We start from the raw sequence: 21,368 nt of genomic DNA, 5'->3' as shown, positions 1-21,368 counted from the left end.
TCCATAGGGCAATCGGGTGCCGCTACCCGGCTGGCTCGTCAGTTCTGACGAAGCCGGCGCTCGCCGTCAGCAGCCTCCGCGTATAGTCCTGTCCCACTTGCCTCCTCGCAAGGCTCGTCGCATCGAGCTTCTCGACTTCCGCTCCGGTTTGCATGACCATCAGCCGGCCGCACAGATGGGTGATGATCGCGAGATCGTGGCTCACCATCAGGAATGTCAGCTTGCGTGCGCGCCGCACCTCCTCCAGGAGGTTGAGCACTTCCGCCTGCACGGAGGCGTCGAGCGCCGATGTGGGTTCGTCGAGCAGCAGGATGGATGGCTCGAGGATCAGCGCCCGGGCGATCGCCACGCGCTGCCGCTGGCCTCCCGACAGCTGGTGCGGATAGCGGAAGCGGAAACCCGAGCCAAGTCCGACCTCGTCCAGCGCGCGCACGATGCGTTGTTCTGCGTCCGCGAAGCCGTGTATGGCGAGCGGCTCCAGCAGCAGCCGGTCCACCGTCTGGCGCGGATGCAGCGAGCCATAGGGATCCTGGAACACCATCTGGACTTCGCGGTAGAATGCCTTGTCGCGGCGCGGGCCGAGCACATCGCCATTGACCGTGATCGTGCCCGCCGACACCGGGGCCAGCCCGGCGATGGCGCGCAGCAGGGTCGATTTGCCCGATCCGGATTCGCCGACCAGTCCGAAGGATTCGCCTCGTTCGACCTGAAGGCTGACTTCCTTCAGCGCATAGTGATGGTCGTAGACGACGCTCAAATCCTCGATGGCGAGCGCGGCGGTCACAGCGCCCACTCCGGCCTGCGCTCCAGCACCGGCAGCGGGTGCCTGGGCTCGTCGATCTTCGGCATGCAGTTCAAGAGCCCGCGCGTGTAGGGATGCTCAGCGTTCGCCAGTTCCGTGGCCGGCAGTTCCTCGACGATCTTGCCTGCGTACATGACGATCACGCGGTTGCAGAAGGACGAGACGAGCCTCAAATCGTGGGAGATGAAGATCAGCCCCATGCCCCGATCGGCAACCAGCCTGTCCAGGATGCGCAATATGTCGAGTTGCACCGTCACGTCGAGCGCCGACGTCGGCTCGTCGGCGATCAGCAGCTCCGGCCCAGCGATCAGCATCATGGCGATCATGGCGCGCTGGCCCATGCCGCCGGAAACCTCGTGCGGATAGAGGTCGTAGACGCGGTTCACGTCGCGTATCTGCACGGCTTCGAGCATGACGAGGGCGCGCTCGCGCGCCTCCGCTTGGCCGACCGCCTCGTGCGTGCGCAGGGTCTCGACGATCTGCCTGCCGATTGTCATCACCGGGTTCAGCGAATATTTCGGGTCCTGCAGGATCATCGCGATCCGTTTGCCGCGCAGGTCCCGCCGCAGCCGGGCAGGCGCCGTCAGAAGGTCGATGCCGTCGAAATCTAGCCGTTCCGCCGAAATCTCTGCATTCGCGGGCGTCAGCCCCATGATGGCGCGTCCGGTCTGCGACTTGCCGGAGCCGGATTCGCCGACGATGCCGAGACGTTCGCGGCCGAGTGTGAAGGATATGCCGCGCACAGCCTCGATCACGCCGGTACGCGTCGGAAAGCGCACGCTGAGCTTCTCCACGTCGAGCAGCGGCTTCATTGCTCTCCGCTCCTGGGATCGAGCGCGTCGCGCAGGCCGTCGCCGAGCAGGTTGAAGCCGAGGCTGACGACGAGGATGGCGATGCCCGGCATGCCGGCCACCCACCACTGGTCGAGGATGAAGCGGCGGCCGGATGCAATCATCGCGCCCCATTCGGGCAGGGGAGGCTGGGCGCCGAGGCCGAGGAAACCGAGCCCCGCCGCCGTCAGGATGATGCCGGCCATGTCGAGGGTGACACGCACGATCAGCGACGACAGGCAGAGCGGCATGATGTGGCGCAGCACGATGCGGAATGGCGAGGCGCCCATCAGTTGCACGGCGGCGATGTAGTCCGAATTGCGCACCGTCAGCGTCTCGGCGCGGGCAATCCGCGCATAGGGCGGCCAGGAGGTGATGGCGATGGCCAGCACCGCGTTCTCGATGCCCGGCCCCAGCGCCGCAACGAAGGCAAGCGCGAGGATCAACTTCGGGAAGGCCAGAAAAATATCCGTGATCCGCATCAGGATCGCGTCGACCCAGCCTCCCGCGTAGCCTGCGACGGTACCGACCAGCAAGCCGATGGGTGCGGCGATGATGGCGACGAGGATGACGACGAAAAGCGTCAGCCGCGAGCCGTAAATCACACGCGAGAAGATATCCCGCCCGAGGTCGTCCGTGCCGAACCAGTGCGTCGCGCTCGGCGCAAGCAGCCGCGCATCCTTGAGGTTGCCGATGGTCGGCGAGTAGGGCGCGATGAGATCGGCGAAGATCGCCACCAGGATCAGTGCGATGATGATGCCGAGCCCGGCCACGGCGAGCCAGTTGGCGGAGAAGCTCCGCCAGGTGACGTAGGCGCGGCCGAGCTTGGCCTGCAGCCGCGACTGCGGTCGGTCGCTGAGCAGCCATTCGCGGCGCGAGGACGGAACTGCGCTCATCGTTCGCGCGTCCTTGGGTCGAGCAGGCGGTAGAGAACATCCGACAGGAGATTGATGCCGATGAAGACCGAGCCGATGACGATCGTGCCGCCCAGAACGGCGTTCATATCGGCGTTCTGCAGGGAATTGGTGATGTAGAGCCCGAGCCCCGGCCAGGCGAACACGGTCTCGGTCAGCACCGACCCTTCGAGCAGGCCGGCGTAGGAAAGCGCGATCACCGTCACCAGGGGCACGGCGGCGTTGCGCAGCGCATGCCGCCAGATGATCCGCGTCTCGCTCAGCCCCTTGGCGCGCGCCGCCACGATGTATTCCTGCGACAGCTCGTTCAGCATGAAGGAGCGGGTCATGCGGCTGATATAGGCGAGCGAGAAATAGCCGAGCAGCGAAGCCGGCAGGATGATGTGGGAGAAGATGTCGCGGAACGCCCCCCAGTCGCGCTGCAGGATTGCGTCGAGCAGGTAGAAGCCTGTGATCGGCGTGAAGGTGAACTCGTAGGCAATACCGATGCGGCCCGGCCCCTCGGTCCAGCCGAGCCGTGCGTAGAAGATCAGAAGCGCAATAAGGCCGAGCCAGAAGATCGGCACGGAATAGCCGACAAGCCCGACGACCCGCACGATCTGGTCGGCAATCGTTCCGCGTTTCACGGCCGCGAGCACGCCGAGCGGCACGCCGAGCACTGCCCCGATGATGGTCCCGAGCGTCGCAAGTTCTATCGTCGCGGGGAACACCCGGGCGATGTCGGTCATCACCGGATTTGTCGACAGGACCGAGCGGCCGAAATTGCCGGTCAGCGCATTCTTCACATAAAGCACGAACTGCTCGTAGAGCGGCAGGTCGAGCCCGTATTCCTTGCGCGCCTGCGCGACGACGCTCGCCGGCGCGCGGTCGCCGACGATCGCTAGCACCGGATCGACCGGAACGACGCGCCCGATGAAGAAGGTGACCGCGAGGAGTCCGAGATAGGTGATGACAACGATGCCGATGAAGCGCGCCACCGCCCATGCGATGACGGAGGCGCTGGCGCGTCTGCGCCTCGCCTCCGTTCTCGCCTCGATAGCGGTCAAGCGCGAGCCTCGCGGCCGCGTCTAGCGCCTCACTTGGTCACCGGGCCGACGAAGTTGGTGTCGAATGTCGGGCCGAGCTTGTAGCCCTTCACGTCCTTGCGCAGGCCGGCCACTTCCGTCTGCTGGAAGATCAGGACGAACGGGCTGGTTTCAAGCACCGTCTTCTGCAGCGCCTTGTACATGTCGGCGCGCTTGGCGCTGTCGCGCTCCAGCAGCGCCGCCTTCGTCTCCTTCGTCAGCTCGGGCACGTCCCAGGCATTGCGCCATGCCAGCGTCTTGTTCGGCGAGTCGTCGGCATTGTTCGGGTTCGACGTGAAGGTTTCCGCATTCGAATTCGGGTCCCAATAGTCCACGCCCCACTGGCCGATATAGATGTCGTGATTGCGGGCGCGGTACTTGGTCAGCGTCTGCTTGCCGTCGCCCGGGATGAGTTCCATCTTGATGCCGGCCTGCCCGGTCGTCTGCTGGATGGACTCGGCAATGCCCGTCACCGGCTGTGTGTTGCGCACGTCCATCGTGATGGTGAAACCGTCCGGCAGCCCCGCCTTGGCGAGCAGCTCCTTGGCCTTGGCCACGTCCAGCTTGTAGGGATTATCGTCGATCGCGCCGAGCACGCCCTTGGGAAGGAAGGCCTGGTGTATCTCGCCGATGCCCTTGATGATGGTCGAGCCGATCGCATCGTAGTCGACCAGCCATTTGAACGCCTCGCGCACCTCGGGCTTGGCCAGTGTCTCGTTCTTCTGGTTCAGGCTGATGTAGTAGACCGTGCCCTTGGGCGCCGAAGTCGTCGTCAAGTCGGCGTTCTGCGAGATCGCCTCGTAGTCGCCCGGCTCCAGGTTGCGGGCGACGTCGATATCGCCCTTTTCCAGCATGAGACGCTGGGTGGCGCTCTCCTTCACGTGACGATAGATGACGCGGGCAAGACCGGGCTTCGGCCCATAATAGTTGTCGTTGCGTTCCAGCACGACCACCTCGTTGGCGCGCCATTCCCGCAGCTTGTAGGGGCCGGAGCCGGCATAATTGGTCTTCAGCCAGTCGTTGGCGAAATCATTGTCGAACTTGTAATCGGCCGAGGCCGTCACCACCGCGGCATGCTCTTTCGCCAGCTTGCTGTCGACGACGGAAGCGACGGTTGCGGTCAGGCAGTTCAGCACGAAGCTCGGCGCGTAGGCCTGGTCTACCGTGAACACAAAGGTCGACGCATCCGCCGCCTTCGCCTTTTCGGTGACGTTGTCGGCGGTCAGGCCGAACTGCTGCAGGATGAAGGCCGGGCTCTTGTTCAGCTTGACCGCGCGTTCGAAGGACCAGGCGACGTCTTCGGCGGTGATCGGGTTGCCCGAGGCGAATTTCAGGTCGGGCTTGATCTTGAACGTGTAGGTCATGCCGTCATCGGAGACGGTCCAGCTTTCCGCGACGCCGCCGACCACTTTGGTGGTGTCGTTGATGTCGAGGCGCACCAGCATGTCGTAGGTGTTGCCGGTGATCTCCCCGGCGCTGATCTCGAAGGCTTCGCCGGGATCCATGGTGATGATGTCGTCGATAGCCCAGGCCTGGACCAGCGTGTCGGCGGGCGTTTCAGCCCAGGCGGGCTGGGTGGCGAAAACCAGCGTCGATATCGCGGCGCCCGCGAGCATCAGGCGGAAATGTCCGTGCATCTTTCCCATCATCATGTCGGTGGTTCCCTGTTCTTGTTGTTGAATTTGCTCTCTTTTTCGAGGCTCTCCCGTCAGGCAGCAGCCGTTTCGTGCCAGGCCGAGGCCAGTATTCTCAGCCAGTTCTCGCGGCATATCTTTGCCAGATCCCTTTCACCATATCCGGCGTTCCTCAAGCCTTCAACGAGCTTCTGCAGGCCCGCGGCGTCGCCGATTTCGGCGGGAACCGTCGCCCCGTCGAAGTCCGATCCGATCGCCACGCCGTGGATTCCGATCCGTTCGACCAGATGATCGATGTGGCGGACCATGTCGGAGATCGGCGTGTTGGCGTCCTCTCTTCCGTCGGGCCTGAGCATGCCGACGGCGAAGTTCAGGCCGACCAGCCCCTTGCTCTCGCGCACCGCGTCGAGCTGCCGGTCGGTCAGGTTGCGAGCGACAGGCGTGATCGCGTGCACGTTGGAATGGCTCACCACCAGCGGCTGGTCCGAAAGCTTCGCCACGTCCCAGAAACCCTTTTCGGTAATGTGGGCGAGATCGATCATGATGCCGAGCCGGTTGCATTCCTTGACCAGCCGTTTGCCGGCCTCGGTGAGGCCGGGGCCGGTGTCGGGGCTCATCGGATAGGCGAAGGGCACGCCATGCCCGAAGATGTTGTTGCGGCTCCACACGGGTCCGAGCGAGCGCAGTCCGGCGGCGTAAAACAATTCAAGCGCGGAAAGCTCGGCGTCGATCGCCTCGCACCCTTCCATGTGCAGCACCGCCGCGAAGGCCCCCGCCTTTATCGAGGCGGCGATGTCCGCCGAGTTGCGGCAGATCTTCCAGCCGCCGGTCCGTTCGATGCGCAACGCGATCGCCGCCATGTCGAGCGCGATGTCGAGCGACGGCTGCCGCTCGAGCGGCGCCGAGAGCGGCGTTGCATAGTGGCCTTTCTCGTCCGGCTTGCCGAAGTCGAGATGGCCGGACGTGATATAGATCGCGCAAAGCCCGCCGGCGAGGCCGCCCGCCTTGGCGCGCGCCATGTCGATATGACCGCGCTGCGATCCCGTGTAGCCGGCCTTTTCCGGACCTTCGATGAACTCGGCGACGGGATCTGTGTCCTTGGCCGCATGATTCCACAGGCGGTAGAGCACGTCGTTGTGGCCGTCGAAAACGAGCTGCATCAAGGTCTCCTTTGGCTCGATGATGATTGTCGCGCGCCAGGCGTCAAGCCGGAAAGCGGCGCGGCGGGAACCCGGCCCTGTGCGGCCATTTTCAAGGCAGGAGCTGGTACTCGTGCAGCTTCTTGTACGTGCCGCCCGGCAAGGCCAGCAATTCGGAATGCGATCCCTGTTCGACGATCCTGCCCGCCTCCAGCACGATGATGTTGTTGGCGCGGTGCACGGTCGACAGGCGATGCGCGATGACGATCATCGTCCTGCCTTGCTGCAGGTTCTCCAGCGCATCGCGGAACAACGATTCGGATTCGGCATCGAGCGCGCTCGTCGCCTCGTCGAGCAGCAGGATCTGCGAGTTGCGCAGCATCGCCCGCGCGATCGAGATGCGCTGCCGCTGGCCGCCCGAGAGCAGCACGCCGTTTTCGCCAATATGCGTCGCGTAACCCTCGGGCATGGCCTTGATGAAGGCATGCGCGTTGGCCGCCTTCGCCGCCGCGACGACCGCCTCGTCCGTCGCCTCCTGCCTGCCCATGCGGATATTGTCCATCACGGTTCCTTCGAAAAGGAACGTGTCCTGGCTGACATAGGCGAACTTCTCGCGCAGCGAATGCAGCGTCGCGTATTTTATGTCCTCGCCGTCGAAAAGCACCCGGCCCTTGTCCGGATCGTAGAGGCGCATGATCAGGTTGAGCACCGTGGACTTGCCGCCGCCCGACGCGCCGACCAGCGCCGTCATCTGGCCGGCGGGGAACACCATGTCGAGGTCGGACAGAACCGCCTCGCCGTCGCGGTAGGAGAACGACACGTCCTCGAAGCGGATTTCGCCGGGCCCCTCCGACAGCGGCTTGGCGTCTGGCGCTTCCTCGAGCTTCAGCGGGCGGTCGGCGATCTCGTACATCAGTCTGACGCCCACCATGCCTTTTTCCAGCGAGACGCGCGCGCGCGCCAGCCGTTTGGCGGGCTCGTAGGCGAGCAGCATCGCGGTGATGAAAGCCATGACCGATCCCGGCGTATGACCTTCCTCGACAATCAGGTAGCCGCTGATCAGGATCACGCCGGCGATCGCCAGTCCGGCCAGCGTTTCCATGATCGGGTTGGTGACGGCTTCGAGTGCCGCGATGCTGTTCGCGCGATTCTCGACGTCGGCCACCGCCTTGTACATGCGGTTGCGCATCATGCCTTCCAGGTTGAAGGATTTCACGATGCGCGCGCCGAACACCGTCTCCTGCATCACGCGCATGATCGTGGAGATGGAAGCCATTTCCTTCTCCGCGATCCGCCGTGTTTTCTTGAGGAGCTTGTTGACCGCTAGGATTGCGATCGGACCGAAGATGAAGGCGACAAGCGACAGGACGGGCTGCTGAATTGCCATGACCAGCACGAGTCCGACGACGGAGAACAGATCGCGGATGAAGGTCGTGACCAGGATATCCACGACACTTCTGGCTTTCTGGGCGCTTTGCGTCATGCGCGTAATCAGATCGGCCGATGAATACGAATGGTAGAACTCGATTCCGTGCTCCAGCAGGCGGTCGTATATCTTGCGCTGCCGGTCGGCGATGATCGAGTTGCCGGCGCGGCTGAGATACAGCGCCTGAATGTAGGTTGCGGCGCCTTTGATGATAAAGATCGCGGCGACGGCGCCGGCGATGAAGTAGATGTTTTCGATGCTCTTGGGGCCGGCAAACTCGTTAGCGATGTCGCGCATGATCCAGGCGCTTCCGGCCGTCATGGCCGCCATCACCATCATTGCGATGATTGCAATGCCGTAGAGTCCGGCATGCATTCGGAACGACTCTCTGAGCAGCCGGCCGACCAGGCGCTGGTTCGCGGAGGAGCGGAAAAACTTGAGCAATCGACGACGTCCCGGGACCAGGAATGGGGTGCAGGCGGCCTATATAGGAAGGATTCGGTCAAGTCACGATTGAAAGGTCCCGCCGCCGCATCGCGGCGGGAAAGTCGCGGCGCCAGGGCGGCGTCGAATTTACCCTTGGGCAGCGCCCAGCGGTCGATTGCCGGTGTGAAGGATTTAGCCTAATCTTGACCAAACGATAAAAACAGGACGGGATGAACCTGAACCTGAAACAACCAGAGGTGGTCAAAATATGCCCAGAAATCAGTTTCTTGCCGGCCTCCCGGCGTTCTCCCGCAGGCAGTTGCTGAAGGCTTCGGGAGCGGCGGCGGCGCTCGCCGCCGTCGGCGCTCCCTCGCGCCTGTTCGCGCAGGAGAAGCTTAAGGTTGCAGCCATCTATACGGTCCCGTTCGAGCAGCAGTGGGTCAGCCGCATCCACAAGGCGGCCAACGCGGCCAAGGACCGCGGCGACATCGAATATGTCGCCACCGAGAACGTCTCGAACACCGACTACGAGCGCGTTATGCGCGAATATGCCGAGGCCGGCAACAAGCTGATCGTCGGCGAGGTCTTTGGCGTCGAGGAGGCTGCGCGGACGGTAGCGGCGGACTATCCGGAAACTGCGTTCCTGATGGGCTCTTCCTTCAAGCCCGACGACAAGAACCCGAATTTCTCGGTCTTCGACAATTATATCCAGGACGCCTCCTACCTCACCGGCATCATCGCCGGCGCCATGACCAAGTCGAAGAACATCGGCATGGTCGGCGGCTTTCCGATCCCCGAGGTCAACCGCCTGATGAACGCCTTCATGGCGGGCGTTAAGGAGACCGCGCCCGACACGAAGTTCCAGGTCGCCTTCATCGGCTCCTGGTTCGATCCGCCCAAGGCCAAGGAGACCGCCTTCGCGCAGATCGACGGCGGCGCGGACGTCATGTACGCCGAGCGTTTCGGCGTCTCGGACGCGGCCAAGGAAAAGGGCGTGCTCGCCATCGGCAACGTCATAGACACTCAGGGAGACTATCCCGAGACGGTCGTCGCCTCGGCGCTATGGCACTTCGAGCCGACGCTCGACAAGGCAATCGCCGAGGTCAAGGCCGGCACCTTCAAGGCGGCCGACTACGGCGTCTATTCCTTCATGAAGGAGGGCGGCTGCTCGCTCGCACCGCTCGGCACTTTCGAGGGCAAGGTGCCGGCCGAAGTCATGGCCAAGGTCGCCGAGAAGGAAAAGGCGATCAAGGACGGCTCGCTGGTCACCGTCGTCAACGACGAAGAGCCTAAGTCGTCGTGATAGGGTAACCTCTCCCCTTGAGGGAGAGGTCGGTTTGCCCCCAGCAGTTTGCTGCGAGGCTGGCAAACCGGGTGAGGGGTGAGATCGCTTGACACCCCTCATCCGACCTCGCTTTGCTCGGCCACCTTCTCCCTCATGTGCATGATCCCGAAAAGTGGGAACCGGTTTTCGGAAATGATCATGCTCTTGAAGTGAGAAGGAAGGAATTCAGCCCATGTCTCCCGTCCTTCGCCTCTCCGGCATCACCAAGCGTTTCGGTCCGCTCGTCGCCAACGACGCGATCTCCTTCGAGCTCGCGCGCGGCGAGGTGGTAGCGCTGCTCGGCGAGAACGGCGCCGGCAAGACCACGCTGATGAACATCCTCTTCGGCCACTATGTCGCCGACGAGGGCACGGTCGAGGTATCAGGCAAACCGCTTCCATCAGGAGATCCCAGTGCCGCGATCGGTTCCGGCATCGGCATGGTGCACCAGCATTTCACGCTGGCCGACAACTTGACGGTACTGGAGAACATCGCGCTCGGCACGCAAGGGCTGCGGAGTTGGAAGCTCGACCGCCTCGGCGCGCGCGAGCGCATCGAGAAGATGTCCTGGGAGTACGGCCTCGCGGTCGATCCCAAGGCCCAGGTGTCATCGCTTTCGGTCGGCGAACGCCAGCGCGTCGAGATCCTGAAGGCGCTCTACCGCGACGCCAGGATCCTGATCCTGGACGAGCCGACGGCAGTGTTGACGCCCGCCGAAACCGACGCGCTCTTCGCCACGCTGAAGCTTCTTGTCGGTCAGGGGCTGTCGATCATATTCATCTCGCACAAGCTGAACGAAGTCATGGCGGTCAGCGACCGCGTCCTGGTGCTCCGAGCCGGCCGCCTGACCGGCGAGCGCGTCACCGCCGAAACGAATCGCGCCGAGCTTGCGGCGCTGATGGTCGGGCAGGAGGTCGAACAGGCGTCCGTGCCGCCGTCCGAGCCCGGCCCGCTGCAGTTCGTCCTCAACGCCGTCTCCACCATCAGGCGCGGCGCCGGCGTGTCGCTCGACCGCATCTCGCTGTCGTTGCGCGGCGGCCAGATCACCGGACTTGCCGGCGTCTCGGGCAACGGCCAGGCCGCACTCGCCGCGCTGATATCAGGCACTGAGGCGCCGGCCTCGGGCGAGATCATCGTGCGCGGAGCCGCCGTTCACGACTGGTCACCGCGCGCCGCACTTGCGGCCGGCATTGCGCGCATCCCGGAGGATCGCCACGCCGTCGGCACGATCGCCGACATGAGCGTCACCGAGAACGTGATCGCGGAACGCTACCGCACGCCGCGCTTCAGCCGGCGGGGCTTCCTCGACTGGGCTGCCGCGCGTGGCTTCGCGCAGCAGATCATTGCCGACTACGACGTCAAATGTCCTTCGCCGGAAGCGCGTATCCGACTGCTCTCCGGCGGTAACATGCAGAAACTCATCCTCGGCCGGGCGCTCGATCCCGATCCGACGGTGATCCTCGCCAACCAGCCGACGCGCGGGCTCGACGTCGGCGCCGTCGGCTACGTCCACCGCAAGCTCGTCGAGGCGCGGGAGCGCGGCGCCGCCATCCTGCTGATTTCCGAAGACCTCGAAGAGATTCTGGCTCTCTCCGACCGCATCATCGTGATGTCCAAAGGGCGTCTTTCCCCGTCCTCGGCGCGCGGCGAACGCAGCGTGCGCGAGCTTGGCGAGCTCATGGCCGGCCACGGCATGGAGGCCGCCTGAAATGGGTCACTTCCATGCGCCTTGAGCCGAAGCCCGCGCCGTCCATCGTAGCCACGCTGCTCTTCCCCGTGTCGGCGATCATCCTGACGGTCGTCATCGCGTCGCTGCTGGTGCTTGCCGCCGGCGCCTCTCCGTTTTCCGTCTTCTACCTCGTCTGGAAGGGCGCCGCCGGCTCGCAATTCGCGCTGCTGGAGACGCTGACCCGCGCGACCCCTCTCATCTTCACCGGCCTTGCCGTCGCGGTCGCCTTCCGGGCCAAGCTCTGGAATATCGGCGCCGAAGCCCAGCTCTATATCGGTGGTGTCGTCACCGTCGTGCTCGGCACCGGCGCGCTGCCATTGCCGTCCTTCCTGCTCATACCGGTCATCATGGCGGTCGCCATGGCGGCCGGTGCGCTGCTCCTGCTTGGACCGGCCGTTCTGAAGACCCGCTTCGGCGTCGACGAAGTCGTCACCACGCTGCTTCTCAATTTCATCGTCCTCCTCTTCGTTTCCATGCTGCTGGAAGGTCCGCTGAAGGATCCGATGGGGCTCGGCTGGCCGCAGTCTTCCAAGGTCATCGCGGAAGCGCAGCTTCCGCGCATCATCCAGGGCAAGCGGCTGCACTATGGTTTCGTCTTGGCCATCGTCTCGGCGGTTATCGTCTGGGTGGTCATGAAGAAGACGGTGCTTGGCTACGAGATGCGCGCCGTGGGCCACAATCCGCAGGCGGCTTCCTTCGCCGGCATTCCGGTCAACACGGTGCTGATGAAGACGGCGCTTCTCTCGGGCGGGCTCGCAGCGCTCGCCGGCTTCTGCGAGGTTTCCGGCCTCAAGGGCAACCTTACCCTCGATCTGTCGCCCGGCTACGGCTATTCGGGCATCGTGGTCGCCATGCTCGCCATGCTCAATCCTGTCGGCGTCGTCGCCTCGGCGATCTTCGTTGCCGGCATCTTCGTCGGCGCCGACGCCATGAGCCGATCGGCCGGCGTGCCGAGCTACATCGCCGACGTCATGGTCGCGACAGCGCTGCTCACCATGGTCGTGGCGATCCTCTTCACGCGCTACCGTCTGAGGTGGAGGTGATGGAAGCGCTCGACATTCTCCTCACCGCCTCCTTCTGGGTCGCCGCCATCCGCATCGCCTCGCCGCTCATCTTCGCCACCATGGGCGAGCTGATCTGCGAGCGCGCCGGCGTGCTCAATCTCGGCATCGAGGGCATCATGACGGCCGGCGCCTTCGCCGGCTGGTTCACCGTCTATGCCGGCGGCGATCTCTGGATGGGCGTTGTGGTCGCCGCCCTTGCCGGCGCCATGTTCGGCCTGCTGCATGCCACGCTCACCGTGCCGCTCGGCCTGTCCCAGCATGTCGTCGGCATCGGCGTCACCCTGCTTGCCACCAGCCTTACCTACTTCACCTACCGGCTGGCGCTGCCCGAGGTCACCTCGCCGCCCAAGATCGAGCCCTTCCAGCCGCTGCCGATCCCGGGCCTGTCGCAGATACCCGTCGTCGGCGAGGCGCTGTTCTCGCAGACGCCGCTCACCTATCTCGCCTTCCTCACCGTCGCGCTCACCGCCTGGGTGCTCTACCGCACGCCGCTCGGCCTCGCGGTCCGGGCCGCCGGCGAGAACCCGTCGGCCGTGGAGGCGCAAGGCATCAGCGTCGCCGCCATCCGCATGGGCGCGGTGGTCGCCGGCAGCGCGCTGATGGCCATCGGCGGCGCCTTCCTCACCATGTCGGCCTTCAACTCCTTCTTCTTCGAGATGATCAATGGCCGCGGCTGGATCTGCATCGCGCTCGTCGTCTTCGGCTCCTGGCGCCCGGGCAAGGCGCTGCTTGGCGCCATCCTCTTCGCCGCCTTCGATGCCTACCAGGTCCGCCTCCAGCAGCTCACCGGCGGCGTGGTGCCCTACCAGATCTTCCTGATGATGCCCTACGCGCTGTCGATCCTGGCGCTGATCCTGGTCGCCCGCCGCGCGACCTATCCCAAGGCGCTGATGATGCCCTACCAGAAAGGCGAAAGATGAGTTTTGACCTTATCGTCAAGGGCGGCGTCCTGCCCGACGGCACATCGGCCGACATCGGCATCAGCGGCGAAACCATCGCCGCCATCGAGCCTTCGATTTCGGCCGAGGCCGGCCGTGTCGTCGACGCCTCCGGCTGCCTTGTCTCACCGCCCTTCGTCGATCCCCATTTCCACATGGACGCGACGCTCTCCTACGGCATCCCGCGCATCAACGCGTCGGGCACGCTGCTCGAAGGCATCGCGCTCTGGGGCGAGTTGAAGCCGCTCCTGACCCACGAGGCGGTGAAGGAAAGGGCGCTTGCCTATTGCGACTGGGCCGTCTCCATGGGCCTGCTCGCCATCCGCACCCATGTCGATGTCTGCGACGACCGGCTGCTCGCCGTCGAGGCTTTGCTCGAGGTCAAGAAGGAAATCGCGCCCTATATCGACCTCCAGCTCGTCGCTTTTCCGCAGGACGGTCTCTACCGCTCGCCGACGGCGCGCGAAAACACCATCCGCGCGCTCGATCTCGGCGTCGATGTCGTCGGCGGCATCCCGCATTTCGAGCGCACCATGGCGGACGGCACGCGTTCCGTGACCGAGCTTTGCGAGATCGCCGCGAGACGCGGCCTGATGGTCGACATGCATTGCGACGAGACCGACGATCCGCTGTCGCGCCATATCGAGCAACTCGCCTACGAGACGCAGCGGCTCGGCTTGGCCGGCAGGGTGGCCGGCTCGCACCTGACGTCCATGCATTCGATGGACAATTATTACGTCTCCAAGCTCTTGCCGCTGATTGCCGAAGCGGGCGTCTCGGCGATCCCCAACCCGCTGATCAACATCATGCTGCAGGGCCGCCACGACACCTACCCCAAGCGTCGCGGCATGACGCGGGTGAAGGAGATGCTGGCCTTGGGTATCCGCGTCGGATTCGGCCAGGATTGCGTGCTTGACCCCTGGTATTCGCTCGGCACCGCCGACATGCTCGACGTCGCCTTCATGGGGCTGCATGTCGCGCAGATGTCCTCGCCATCAGACATGGCGCGCTGCTTCGATATGGTGACCAATGTCAACGCCGCCATCATGGGCCTCGACCATCTGGGCCTCGCGGTCGGCAAGCGCGCCAGCTTCATCGTGCTCGACGCCGGCGACCCGGTCGAAGCGCTACGCCTGCGCGCCGAACGGCTCTGCGTCGTCGCCAGGGGCAAGGTCGTGGCCGAACGCCCGCGCCGGGACACGCGGCTTTCGCTTCCCGGCCGCCCCGGCCAGGTCAACCGGCGCCACAACCGGCCCAACTGATTTTCTATTCGACCGGCTCTTCGGGGGACGTTGCGTATTCAGCCGGCACGTAGCCCTCTGGCAGGGCGTCCTCGAAATTGACAGGCGCTTGCTGGAAGGCACGCTGGTATTGCACGTTGCCGATCACGACGCCGCCCTCCTCGGGGATCAGCATGGTGCGCTGCGTACCGTCGTTGCAGTTCATGATTGCCTGCGCGTCGCCGCCCGGCCACTGCACCAGCCGGCAGTTCAATTCGCGAAACCAGTTGTTGCGGCTGTCCTCGAAGGACAGCAGGAACGAACCCTTGCCGGTCCGGGCGACGAGGTCGCCATTCGGCGCGCTCCAGGCCCATTGCAGCGGCTCCGGCAGTTGGTCGCTATAGACCCAGGACCGCACCACCAGCGGCGGTTCGTAGCCCTGCGCCAGCGCCACGCGATACCAGGTCATCGCCGAGGCATATTCATGCGGGATTCCGGCATCCACCGCTTCAACGGGGCCGGGGCTTGCCTTCAGCGGAGATTTCGAGGCGAAGGCAAAGCGGAACTGGGAACCATGCGAGGCGTTCGGATCGATCCGGTAGTCGAATCCCCATGCAAGCCCGCTGAGCGCGGACAGCATAAACGCACCGACAAGTACCGACAGACGCTTCATCGCGGCGGACCATATCACTGAGTCCGCCGAGGGTGAACCACAGGATCCAGGAAACTCGTGTTTTGATTAAAATCCGCAGCCTTTGCCAAAGCCCGCGAATGGTCGTCGCGCTTGCTGTCACCAAAACAATCTCGCCTGGCCCAAGGGCGCGGTTGAATTCCTCTCGCCACACGGCCTGATCGCGTCTACCAACCCGCTTGCCCCACCCGCGGCGGACATGATGACTTTTCTCCGCAATCCTGCAAACCAGATCCTGCTCGGCGTCCTCCTGATGCTTGGCGGCGACTTCATGTTCTCGCTCAACGACGCGATGGGCAAATGGCTCGTCGTCACGCTGTCGGTCGGCCAGGTCGTCTTCATCCGCTCCATAGGCGCCTTTATCGTCCTCGGCCCGATGATCGCCCGCCAGGGTCCGCGCGCGCTGTTCGACGTCGACCGGCCTTGGCTGCAGGTCGCCCGCGCCACGCTGACCGCGATCGAGACCATCCTGTTTTATGCTTCGGTGTATTATCTGCCGCTTGCCGACGTGTTCAGCTTCTACATGGCCGGGCCGATCTACGTCGCGGCGCTCTCTCACCTGCTGCTCGGCGAGGCCGTGGGCTGGCGCCGCTGGACGGCCATTGTCGTCGGTTTCTGCGGCGTGCTGGTCATGCTGCAGCCGACCGGCTCCTTCTCGCTGGCATCGATCTACGCCGTCGCAGGCAGCATTCTTTTCGCCCTGACGATCATTCTCGGCCGCATGCTGCGGGGCACGAGCGACACCACGCTGGTCACATGGCAGACGATCTGCTCGCTGGTCCTCGGCGCGGGCATGGTCCTGGCGTTCGGCGGCTGGAAATCGCCGACATCGGTCGAATGGAGCGGGATGCTGCTGCTGGGCGTCGTATCCTGCGTCGCGCATCTGATGATCGTGCGCGCGCTGAAGCTCGCGCCCGCCGCGCTGCTCGCTCCTCTCCACTATACGCTGCTGCTGTGGGCCGTGGTCTTCGGCTGGGTCTTCTTCGGCGACGTGCCGGGCACGCGCATCCTTCTGGGATCGGCCATCGTCGTGCTCGCCGGCCTCTTCATCTTCCACCGCCAGAAGACCGTTTCGACGGTGCCGCCGGAGGATGTTCCCAAAGGCGTGAACTGAGATCGCGCGGCGGCGTCCGAAGGTTTTGAAACTACCCCTTGCGCACCGCTTCGACATGCCGCGAAAAATCCTTCGTCTGCATCAGTCTCCGGCAGCGGCCGAAGCGGCTGTCGGCATATGCCAGGAAATCATCGGCCGGGTTTCCGTTGGCGAGTTGGATCAGGCCCCAGAGCGTCCACAGGAGATCGCACATCGCCTTGTATATCACCACGCGCCCGCGCTCCGCCGGCCGAGGTTCGCCGGAGAAATAGGCGCGCAGCATCTCTTCCTCCTGGCGGTCGTCGAACTTGCCCTCCACCGACAGGTCGCCGAGGTCCCACATCGGGTCGTTCATTCCCGAATATTCCCAGTCGACGATCCACATGCGCTCGCCCGTATCGAGGAAGTTCTCGCACAGCGGATCGCAGTGGCAGGCCGTGAGCGGCGCGGGGTGGCGCGACAGCGCGGTCCTGATGTCCTCGGCTTCCCTGAGCACGTCGTGGTACCCCTTCGGCAGCACCACGTCCTTGGTCGACAACACCTTCAGATAGTCGTCGATCATCGAGAAGAGGTAGAAGCGGAACGGAAAGACGGCGCCTGAAACATGCAGTTTGCGGAATGCCTGGCCCGCTCGTCCCGGCGCCCCTTCGTTCAGCTTGAAGGCCGCCGGCGACATGGTCTGCGCACCGTCGACGAAACGGGTCACCATCACGCCCTTGTCGTCGAAATACAGCACTTCGGGGCTGACGCCTGCCTTCGCCGCCTCGCGCGCCGCGACCGCCTCATTGGCGCGGTTGATATATTCCTCCGTGCCCTTGCCCGGCACGCGGATGCAATGTTCGCCTGCCTGGAAGACCAGGTTGGTCAGCCCGCCCAGCCTGACGATCGGCCCGTCATAGCCCTTCAGGAAAGGCACGCCGGCGATAGCCACCCGCGCCAGTGCCAGATCGTCGCTCATGAATTCGCCCGACTCCCGCCTTTTCTTCCGCCAAACCGTTCCACAGTTTTGGTCCCTTGGCTATGATCCAGCGGACACAGGGGAAACGGTCGATGGCGGACGGCAAGCACGGCGGCGCGCTCGGCGCGGTCTATGAAGCGAAGGGCGCCGACGAGGTCGCGGCCCTCTACGACCGCTGGTCGGAAACCTACGACCATGAGATGGCGGTCGCCGGCTATCGCCACCCCTCGATCTGCCTGGCGCTCTTGGCGCGCCATCTGCCGCGCGGCGCCTCGCCCCTGCTCGACGCAGGCGCCGGCACCGGCCTGATCGGCGAATGGCTCGGCATCATCGGATACCCGCATGTCGAGGCGCTGGACATTTCCGAGGGCATGCTCGCCAAGGCGGCGGGGAAGGGCGCCTACAAGGCATTCCACCGCCTGGCGCTCGGCGGCCCCTTGCCTTTCGCCGACGGCCATTTCGCCGGCATCGTCTCGGCCGGCGTCTTCACCTCGGGCCATGTCGGCGTCGAGGGGCTCGACGAGCTTATCCGCATCTGCCGTCCGGGCGGCGTCATCGTGCTGACCGTCAAGAACACGCTCTGGGAGGGCGGCTTCGCCGCCCGCATCGCCGAACTCGAAGGGCAGGGGCTGGTTGTCAGCGCCGAAGAAACCGAGCCCTATGTCTCTATGCCCGGCGAAACCGGTACCGTGCCGAGCCGGGGACTGGTGCTGAAGCAGCGCTGAGCCTTACCCCTCGAGGGATCGCCCTACCCCTTCACACGTTCCGCCGTCGCATCGTACATCGGCTCCAGCCAGATCTTCGCCGGCGTGCGATCCATCGCCACCACCAACTCATAGTCCCCGGCGGTCAGAAAATTGTCGCTGACGCCATCGGCGTTGCGCACATAGCCGTAGCCGATGTTTTTGGCGATCGTGTAGCCGTAGCCGCCGGAGGTCAGGTAGCCGACCGGCTCGCCGTTGCGCAGGATCGTTTCGCGGCCGAGCAGCACAATATCGGGATCGTCCACCGTGAAGCCGGCAAAGCGTTTTTTCAGCGTGTCGCCGGCCACTTTCTCCAGCGCGCGCCGGCCGAGGAAGTCGGTGTTTTTCCTCAGCTTCACTGCCCAGCCGAGACCTGCCTCGAAAGGCGTGTCGTTCGGCGTGATGTCGGAGCCCCAGGCGCGGTAGCCCTTTTCCAGCCGCAGCGATTCCAGCGCGCGGTAGCCGACTGGCCTTATGTCATGCGCGGCTCCCGCCGCCATCAGCGCGTCGAACACCTCGCCGGTGGCGGCGATCGGCACGTGCAGCTCCCAGCCGAGTTCGCCGACATAGGTCACGCGCAGAGCCCGCACCACATGTCCGGCGATGGCGATCTCCCTGACATGGCCGAATGGGAAGGCGGCGTTGGAGACATCCGCCTCGGTCACCTTCGCCAGCACGTTCCGTGCTTTCGGTCCCATCAGCGACAGCGTGCCGTAGTCTTCCGTCACGTCTACAAGCTTCGCGTCGAGCCCGGCTCCGATATGGTCCCCGATCCAGGCGAGGTCGTGCGTGCGGAAGCCGGTGCCGGTAACGATGTAGAATTTGTCCTCCGCCAGGCGCGCCACCGTCAGGTCCGCCTCTATGCCGCCCCGCGTGTTGAGAAGCTGCGTATAGGTCAGCCGCCCCGCCGCCTTCGCCACGTCGTTGGCGCAGATCCAGTCGAGCGCCCTCTGTGCGTCCCTGCCCGACAGCTCGTATTTGGCGAAGGACGACTGGTCGAAGATGCCGACCTTCTCGCGCACATGCCGGTGCTCCTCCCCGACCGCCTCGAACCAGTTCTGCCGGCCCATCGAATAGACATCCCTCGGCTCGACGCCGGCAGGCGCGAACCAGTTCGGCCGCTCCCAGCCGAGCTTCGAGCCGAACACCGCGCGGTGCTTCTTCAGCCGCTCGTAGAGCGGGGAGACGATGCTGGGACGCCCGCTCTCGTACTCCTCATGCGGGAAGCCGATCGTGTAGTGCTTGCCATAGGCCTCCAGCGTGCGGTCGCGGACCCATTGCCGGTCGCGGTGCAGGCCCGAGAAGCGTCGGATGTCGACAACCCAAAGGTCGAGCGGAGCCTCGCCGTCAACCACCCATTGCGCCAGCACCCATCCGGCGCCGCCGCCCGATGCGATGCCGAAGGCGTTGAAGCCGGCGCCCACGAACATGTTCTTGCATTCGGGCGCCGAGCCCAGGATGAAGTTGCCGTCTGGCGTGAAGCTTTCGGGACCGTTGATCATCTGCTTGACGCCAGCCGTCTCCAGCGCCGGCACGCGCGCGATCGCCTGGCTCATATGCTGCTCGAAATGGTCGTAATCGTCGTCGAACAGGCGAAACTCCCATTCGTCGGGCACGTCGCCGCCGGGAAGATTGGTCTGCCAGGGCTGCGGGTCGGGCTCGTAGCCGCCCATCACCAGCCCGCCGACCTCCTCCTTGAAGTAGGTGCGCCGGTCGGGGTCGCGGATCGTCGGCGCGTCGTTCGCCAGCCCGTCGAGCTTTTCGGTGATGATGTACTGGTGTTTCACCGGCTGCAGCGGCACGTCGATGCCGGCCATCGCCCCCACCTGCCGCGCCCACTGCCCGGCGCAGTTCACCACCTTGTCGCAGGCGATGGCGCCCTGATTGGTCCTCACCTTGACGATGCGGCCGTCCTTCATCTCGAAGCCGGTGACGCGCACGCCCTCGAAAATCCTTGCGCCGTGCATGCGCGCGCCCTTGGCGAGCGACTGGGTGATGTCGGAGGGGCTCGCCTGGCCGTCGGTCGGCAGCCAGGAGGCGCCGACGAGATCGGACACGTCCATCAGCGGCCACATCTTTTTCGCCTCGGCCGGCGAGATGAGTTGCATGTCCATGCCGAAGCTTTTCGCCGTCGTCGCCAGCCGGCGGAACTCCGTCCAGCGGTCTTGGTTGGTCGCGAGCCTCAGGCAACCGGTCATCTTCCAGCCGGTCGCCAGTCCTGTCTCTGCCTCCAGCCCCTTGTACAGCTCGACCGAATATTTGAGCACCCGCGTGATCGAAGCCGACGAGCGGAGCTGCCCGACCAGCCCCGCCGCATGCCAGGTCGAGCCCGAGGTCAGCTTGCCCTGCTCGAGCAGGATGACGTCCGCCTTGTGATCGCGCGCCAGGTGATAGGCGGTCGAGCAGCCGATGATGCCGCCGCCGATGACGACGATCGCGGCCTGGCTTGGCAATGTCATGAGGCGAGCTTTCCGTATGTCGTTTGATAGGTTTCGAGCGCCGCGTCGAGCCGCGCCAGGTTTTCTGCCGTATAGGTCACGTAGTCCGCGCCGGGCGCGGAGAGGTGCAGTTCCGAAACCATGCTCCACATCGCCTCGCGCAGCAGCGAGGCGCACTGCATGGCCAGGTGGGAACGGCGAAGCCGTTCATCGGGCGCGTGCCCGAAATATTCGGCGAGCAGTTCTTCCGACTCTCCCGCGGTCATGCCGGCATTCGACGCCGCTCCGGCGAGGTCGAACATCGCTGTATTGAAGCCCGCATATTCGAAATCGATGAGCCAGAGCTTCGTTCCGTCGTCGAGGAAATTCGCCGGCAACAGGTCGTTGTGCCCGAAGACAACAGGCAGCGGCTGCTGCACGGCTTCCAGCGCTTCGTTGAGCGCCATGAACTCCGGCAGCCTGTCCGCCATGCGGCTCTTGCCGGCATCGAGCGTCCGCGCATAGTCGCGGTTGACATGGAACACCCAGAACATGAAGCCGGCGCCCGACACGTGCTTCGGCATCTCCTTGTGAAACGCGCGCGCCAGCCTGGCTATCCTCAGCCGGTTTGCGCGCACGTCCTCCGGCCCGTACGTTCTCGCCTCGATGAAGGCCGACACCATGACTCCGGGCTCGGCAAATTCCACCTTGGGCGCGAAGCCTGCGTCGGCGGCTGCTCGCGCGGCCATGATCTCGCGCTTGCGGAAGACATGGTGAAACGGAAAGTCTTTCCCGAACCTCACGACATGCTTGCTGTCGGCGTCGGCGACCAGGAAGCTTTCATTGCTCAGGCCGCCTTTCAGTGGCTCGATCGAGATTGCTCCATTCCATACCGGCAGTGCGCGGATGCGGTATTCCGCCGCTCTCACGAGCCTGCCTCATGGTGCGTTGTTGAG

The 21,368-nt window shown here is 64.7% G+C and carries 18 protein-coding genes; 7 read left to right on the top strand and 11 right to left on the bottom strand.

What is annotated here, in order from left to right; genetic code table 11:
- Positions 1-22: 22 nt before the first annotated feature.
- The 7 genes from ABLE71_RS03495 to ABLE71_RS03465 form a co-directional block, all read right to left on the bottom strand.
- Entirely contained in the window at positions 23-784 is a 762-nt protein-coding gene (locus tag ABLE71_RS03495; protein ID WP_348783654.1) for an ABC transporter ATP-binding protein, read from the bottom strand.
- Positions 781-1,614 (bottom strand): ABC transporter ATP-binding protein, encoded by an 834-nt coding sequence (locus ABLE71_RS03490; RefSeq protein ID WP_348781964.1) that lies wholly within the window; start codon positions 1,612-1,614, stop codon positions 781-783. The genes ABLE71_RS03495 and ABLE71_RS03490 overlap by 4 nt, the downstream gene beginning before the upstream one ends.
- Positions 1,611-2,528: a nickel transporter permease gene (gene nikC, locus ABLE71_RS03485; RefSeq protein ID WP_348781963.1), complete on the bottom strand. Its 918-nt coding sequence runs from the start codon at positions 2,526-2,528 to the stop codon at positions 1,611-1,613. Before nikC ends, ABLE71_RS03490 begins: the two co-directional genes overlap by 4 nt.
- Positions 2,525-3,583, bottom strand: a complete 1,059-nt coding sequence (locus ABLE71_RS03480) for an ABC transporter permease (RefSeq protein WP_348783653.1) — start codon at positions 3,581-3,583, stop codon at positions 2,525-2,527. The genes nikC and ABLE71_RS03480 overlap by 4 nt, the downstream gene beginning before the upstream one ends.
- Positions 3,584-3,621: 38 nt before the next feature.
- Positions 3,622-5,259 carry an ABC transporter substrate-binding protein gene (locus ABLE71_RS03475; protein ID WP_348783652.1) on the bottom strand — a complete coding sequence of 546 codons (1,638 nt, stop codon included), beginning with the start codon at positions 5,257-5,259 and terminating at the stop codon, positions 3,622-3,624.
- Between the two features lie 59 nt (positions 5,260-5,318).
- Positions 5,319-6,404, bottom strand: a complete 1,086-nt coding sequence (locus tag ABLE71_RS03470; protein ID WP_348781962.1) for a dipeptidase — start codon at positions 6,402-6,404, stop codon at positions 5,319-5,321.
- A gap of 91 nt (positions 6,405-6,495) precedes the next feature.
- Positions 6,496-8,253 (bottom strand): ABC transporter ATP-binding protein, encoded by a 1,758-nt coding sequence (locus tag ABLE71_RS03465; RefSeq protein WP_348781961.1) that lies wholly within the window; start codon positions 8,251-8,253, stop codon positions 6,496-6,498.
- Between the two features lie 250 nt (positions 8,254-8,503).
- Between ABLE71_RS03465 and ABLE71_RS03460 the strand changes: the two genes are divergently transcribed.
- The 5 genes from ABLE71_RS03460 (at position 8,504) to ABLE71_RS03440 (ending at position 14,552) form a co-directional block, all read left to right on the top strand.
- The gene (locus ABLE71_RS03460; RefSeq protein ID WP_348781960.1) at positions 8,504-9,538 is read left to right on the top strand and encodes a BMP family protein; all 1,035 of its coding nucleotides are present in this window, start codon (positions 8,504-8,506) and stop codon (positions 9,536-9,538) included.
- Positions 9,539-9,752: 214 nt separating this feature from the next.
- Positions 9,753-11,267: an ABC transporter ATP-binding protein gene (locus ABLE71_RS03455; protein WP_348781959.1), complete on the top strand. Its 1,515-nt coding sequence runs from the start codon at positions 9,753-9,755 to the stop codon at positions 11,265-11,267.
- A 14-nt stretch (positions 11,268-11,281) separates the two neighbouring features.
- Positions 11,282-12,331 carry an ABC transporter permease gene (locus ABLE71_RS03450; RefSeq protein WP_348781958.1) on the top strand — a complete coding sequence of 350 codons (1,050 nt, stop codon included), beginning with the start codon at positions 11,282-11,284 and terminating at the stop codon, positions 12,329-12,331.
- Positions 12,331-13,272, top strand: coding sequence for an ABC transporter permease (locus ABLE71_RS03445; RefSeq protein WP_348781957.1), 942 nt, complete (start codon positions 12,331-12,333; stop codon positions 13,270-13,272). Before ABLE71_RS03450 ends, ABLE71_RS03445 begins: the two co-directional genes overlap by 1 nt.
- Positions 13,269-14,552 carry an amidohydrolase family protein gene (locus ABLE71_RS03440; RefSeq protein WP_348781956.1) on the top strand — a complete coding sequence of 428 codons (1,284 nt, stop codon included), beginning with the start codon at positions 13,269-13,271 and terminating at the stop codon, positions 14,550-14,552. Before ABLE71_RS03445 ends, ABLE71_RS03440 begins: the two co-directional genes overlap by 4 nt.
- A gap of 4 nt (positions 14,553-14,556) precedes the next feature.
- Here the strand turns inward: ABLE71_RS03440 and ABLE71_RS03435 are convergent, their stop codons facing one another.
- The gene (locus tag ABLE71_RS03435; RefSeq protein WP_348781955.1) at positions 14,557-15,201 is read right to left on the bottom strand and encodes a hypothetical protein; all 645 of its coding nucleotides are present in this window, start codon (positions 15,199-15,201) and stop codon (positions 14,557-14,559) included.
- Positions 15,202-15,403: 202 nt separating this feature from the next.
- Between ABLE71_RS03435 and ABLE71_RS03430 the strand changes: the two genes are divergently transcribed.
- Complete coding sequence (locus ABLE71_RS03430; protein WP_348781954.1) at positions 15,404-16,315, top strand: DMT family transporter; 912 nt, start codon at positions 15,404-15,406, stop codon at positions 16,313-16,315.
- Positions 16,316-16,346: 31 nt separating this feature from the next.
- Here ABLE71_RS03430 and ABLE71_RS03425 read toward each other — a convergent pair whose 3' ends face one another.
- On the bottom strand, positions 16,347-17,252 hold the full coding sequence (locus ABLE71_RS03425; RefSeq protein ID WP_348781953.1) for a phosphotransferase family protein: 906 nt from the start codon (positions 17,250-17,252) through the stop codon (positions 16,347-16,349).
- A gap of 92 nt (positions 17,253-17,344) precedes the next feature.
- On the opposite strand from ABLE71_RS03425, the gene ABLE71_RS03420 reads away from it, so the two are divergent.
- A complete protein-coding gene (locus ABLE71_RS03420; protein WP_348781952.1) occupies positions 17,345-17,977 on the top strand; it encodes a methyltransferase domain-containing protein in 633 nt (210 codons plus the stop codon).
- Between the two features lie 23 nt (positions 17,978-18,000).
- Here the strand turns inward: ABLE71_RS03420 and ABLE71_RS03415 are convergent, their stop codons facing one another.
- Both ABLE71_RS03415 and ABLE71_RS03410 read right to left on the bottom strand, forming a co-directional pair.
- The gene (locus ABLE71_RS03415) at positions 18,001-20,454 is read right to left on the bottom strand and encodes an FAD-dependent oxidoreductase (RefSeq protein ID WP_348781951.1); all 2,454 of its coding nucleotides are present in this window, start codon (positions 20,452-20,454) and stop codon (positions 18,001-18,003) included.
- On the bottom strand, positions 20,451-21,341 hold the full coding sequence (locus ABLE71_RS03410) for a phosphotransferase family protein (RefSeq protein WP_348781950.1): 891 nt from the start codon (positions 21,339-21,341) through the stop codon (positions 20,451-20,453). The genes ABLE71_RS03415 and ABLE71_RS03410 overlap by 4 nt, the downstream gene beginning before the upstream one ends.
- Positions 21,342-21,368: the final 27 nt, after the last annotated feature.

It is taken from the genome of Mesorhizobium sp. KR9-304 (genome assembly GCF_040049215.1).
Taxonomy (GTDB): Bacteria; Pseudomonadota; Alphaproteobacteria; order Rhizobiales; family Rhizobiaceae; genus Mesorhizobium_K.
This window is presented reverse-complemented; position numbering and strand designations above follow the sequence as displayed.

Coding starts and splice junctions, on each gene's coding strand:
- ABLE71_RS03470 (WP_348781962.1), bottom strand. CDS start 6,404: ATGCAGCTCGTTTTCGACGGCCACAACGACGTGCTCTACCGCCTGTGG.
- ABLE71_RS03450 (WP_348781958.1), top strand. CDS start 11,282: ATGCGCCTTGAGCCGAAGCCCGCGCCGTCCATCGTAGCCACGCTGCTC.
- ABLE71_RS03440 (WP_348781956.1), top strand. CDS start 13,269: ATGAGTTTTGACCTTATCGTCAAGGGCGGCGTCCTGCCCGACGGCACA.
- ABLE71_RS03460 (WP_348781960.1), top strand. CDS start 8,504: ATGCCCAGAAATCAGTTTCTTGCCGGCCTCCCGGCGTTCTCCCGCAGG.
- ABLE71_RS03445 (WP_348781957.1), top strand. CDS start 12,331: ATGGAAGCGCTCGACATTCTCCTCACCGCCTCCTTCTGGGTCGCCGCC.
- ABLE71_RS03455 (WP_348781959.1), top strand. CDS start 9,753: ATGTCTCCCGTCCTTCGCCTCTCCGGCATCACCAAGCGTTTCGGTCCG.
- ABLE71_RS03420 (WP_348781952.1), top strand. CDS start 17,345: ATGGCGGACGGCAAGCACGGCGGCGCGCTCGGCGCGGTCTATGAAGCG.
- ABLE71_RS03475 (WP_348783652.1), bottom strand. CDS start 5,259: ATGATGGGAAAGATGCACGGACATTTCCGCCTGATGCTCGCGGGCGCC.
- nikC (WP_348781963.1), bottom strand. CDS start 2,528: ATGAGCGCAGTTCCGTCCTCGCGCCGCGAATGGCTGCTCAGCGACCGA.
- ABLE71_RS03425 (WP_348781953.1), bottom strand. CDS start 17,252: ATGAGCGACGATCTGGCACTGGCGCGGGTGGCTATCGCCGGCGTGCCT.
- ABLE71_RS03490 (WP_348781964.1), bottom strand. CDS start 1,614: ATGAAGCCGCTGCTCGACGTGGAGAAGCTCAGCGTGCGCTTTCCGACG.
- ABLE71_RS03430 (WP_348781954.1), top strand. CDS start 15,404: ATGACTTTTCTCCGCAATCCTGCAAACCAGATCCTGCTCGGCGTCCTC.
- ABLE71_RS03415 (WP_348781951.1), bottom strand. CDS start 20,454: ATGACATTGCCAAGCCAGGCCGCGATCGTCGTCATCGGCGGCGGCATC.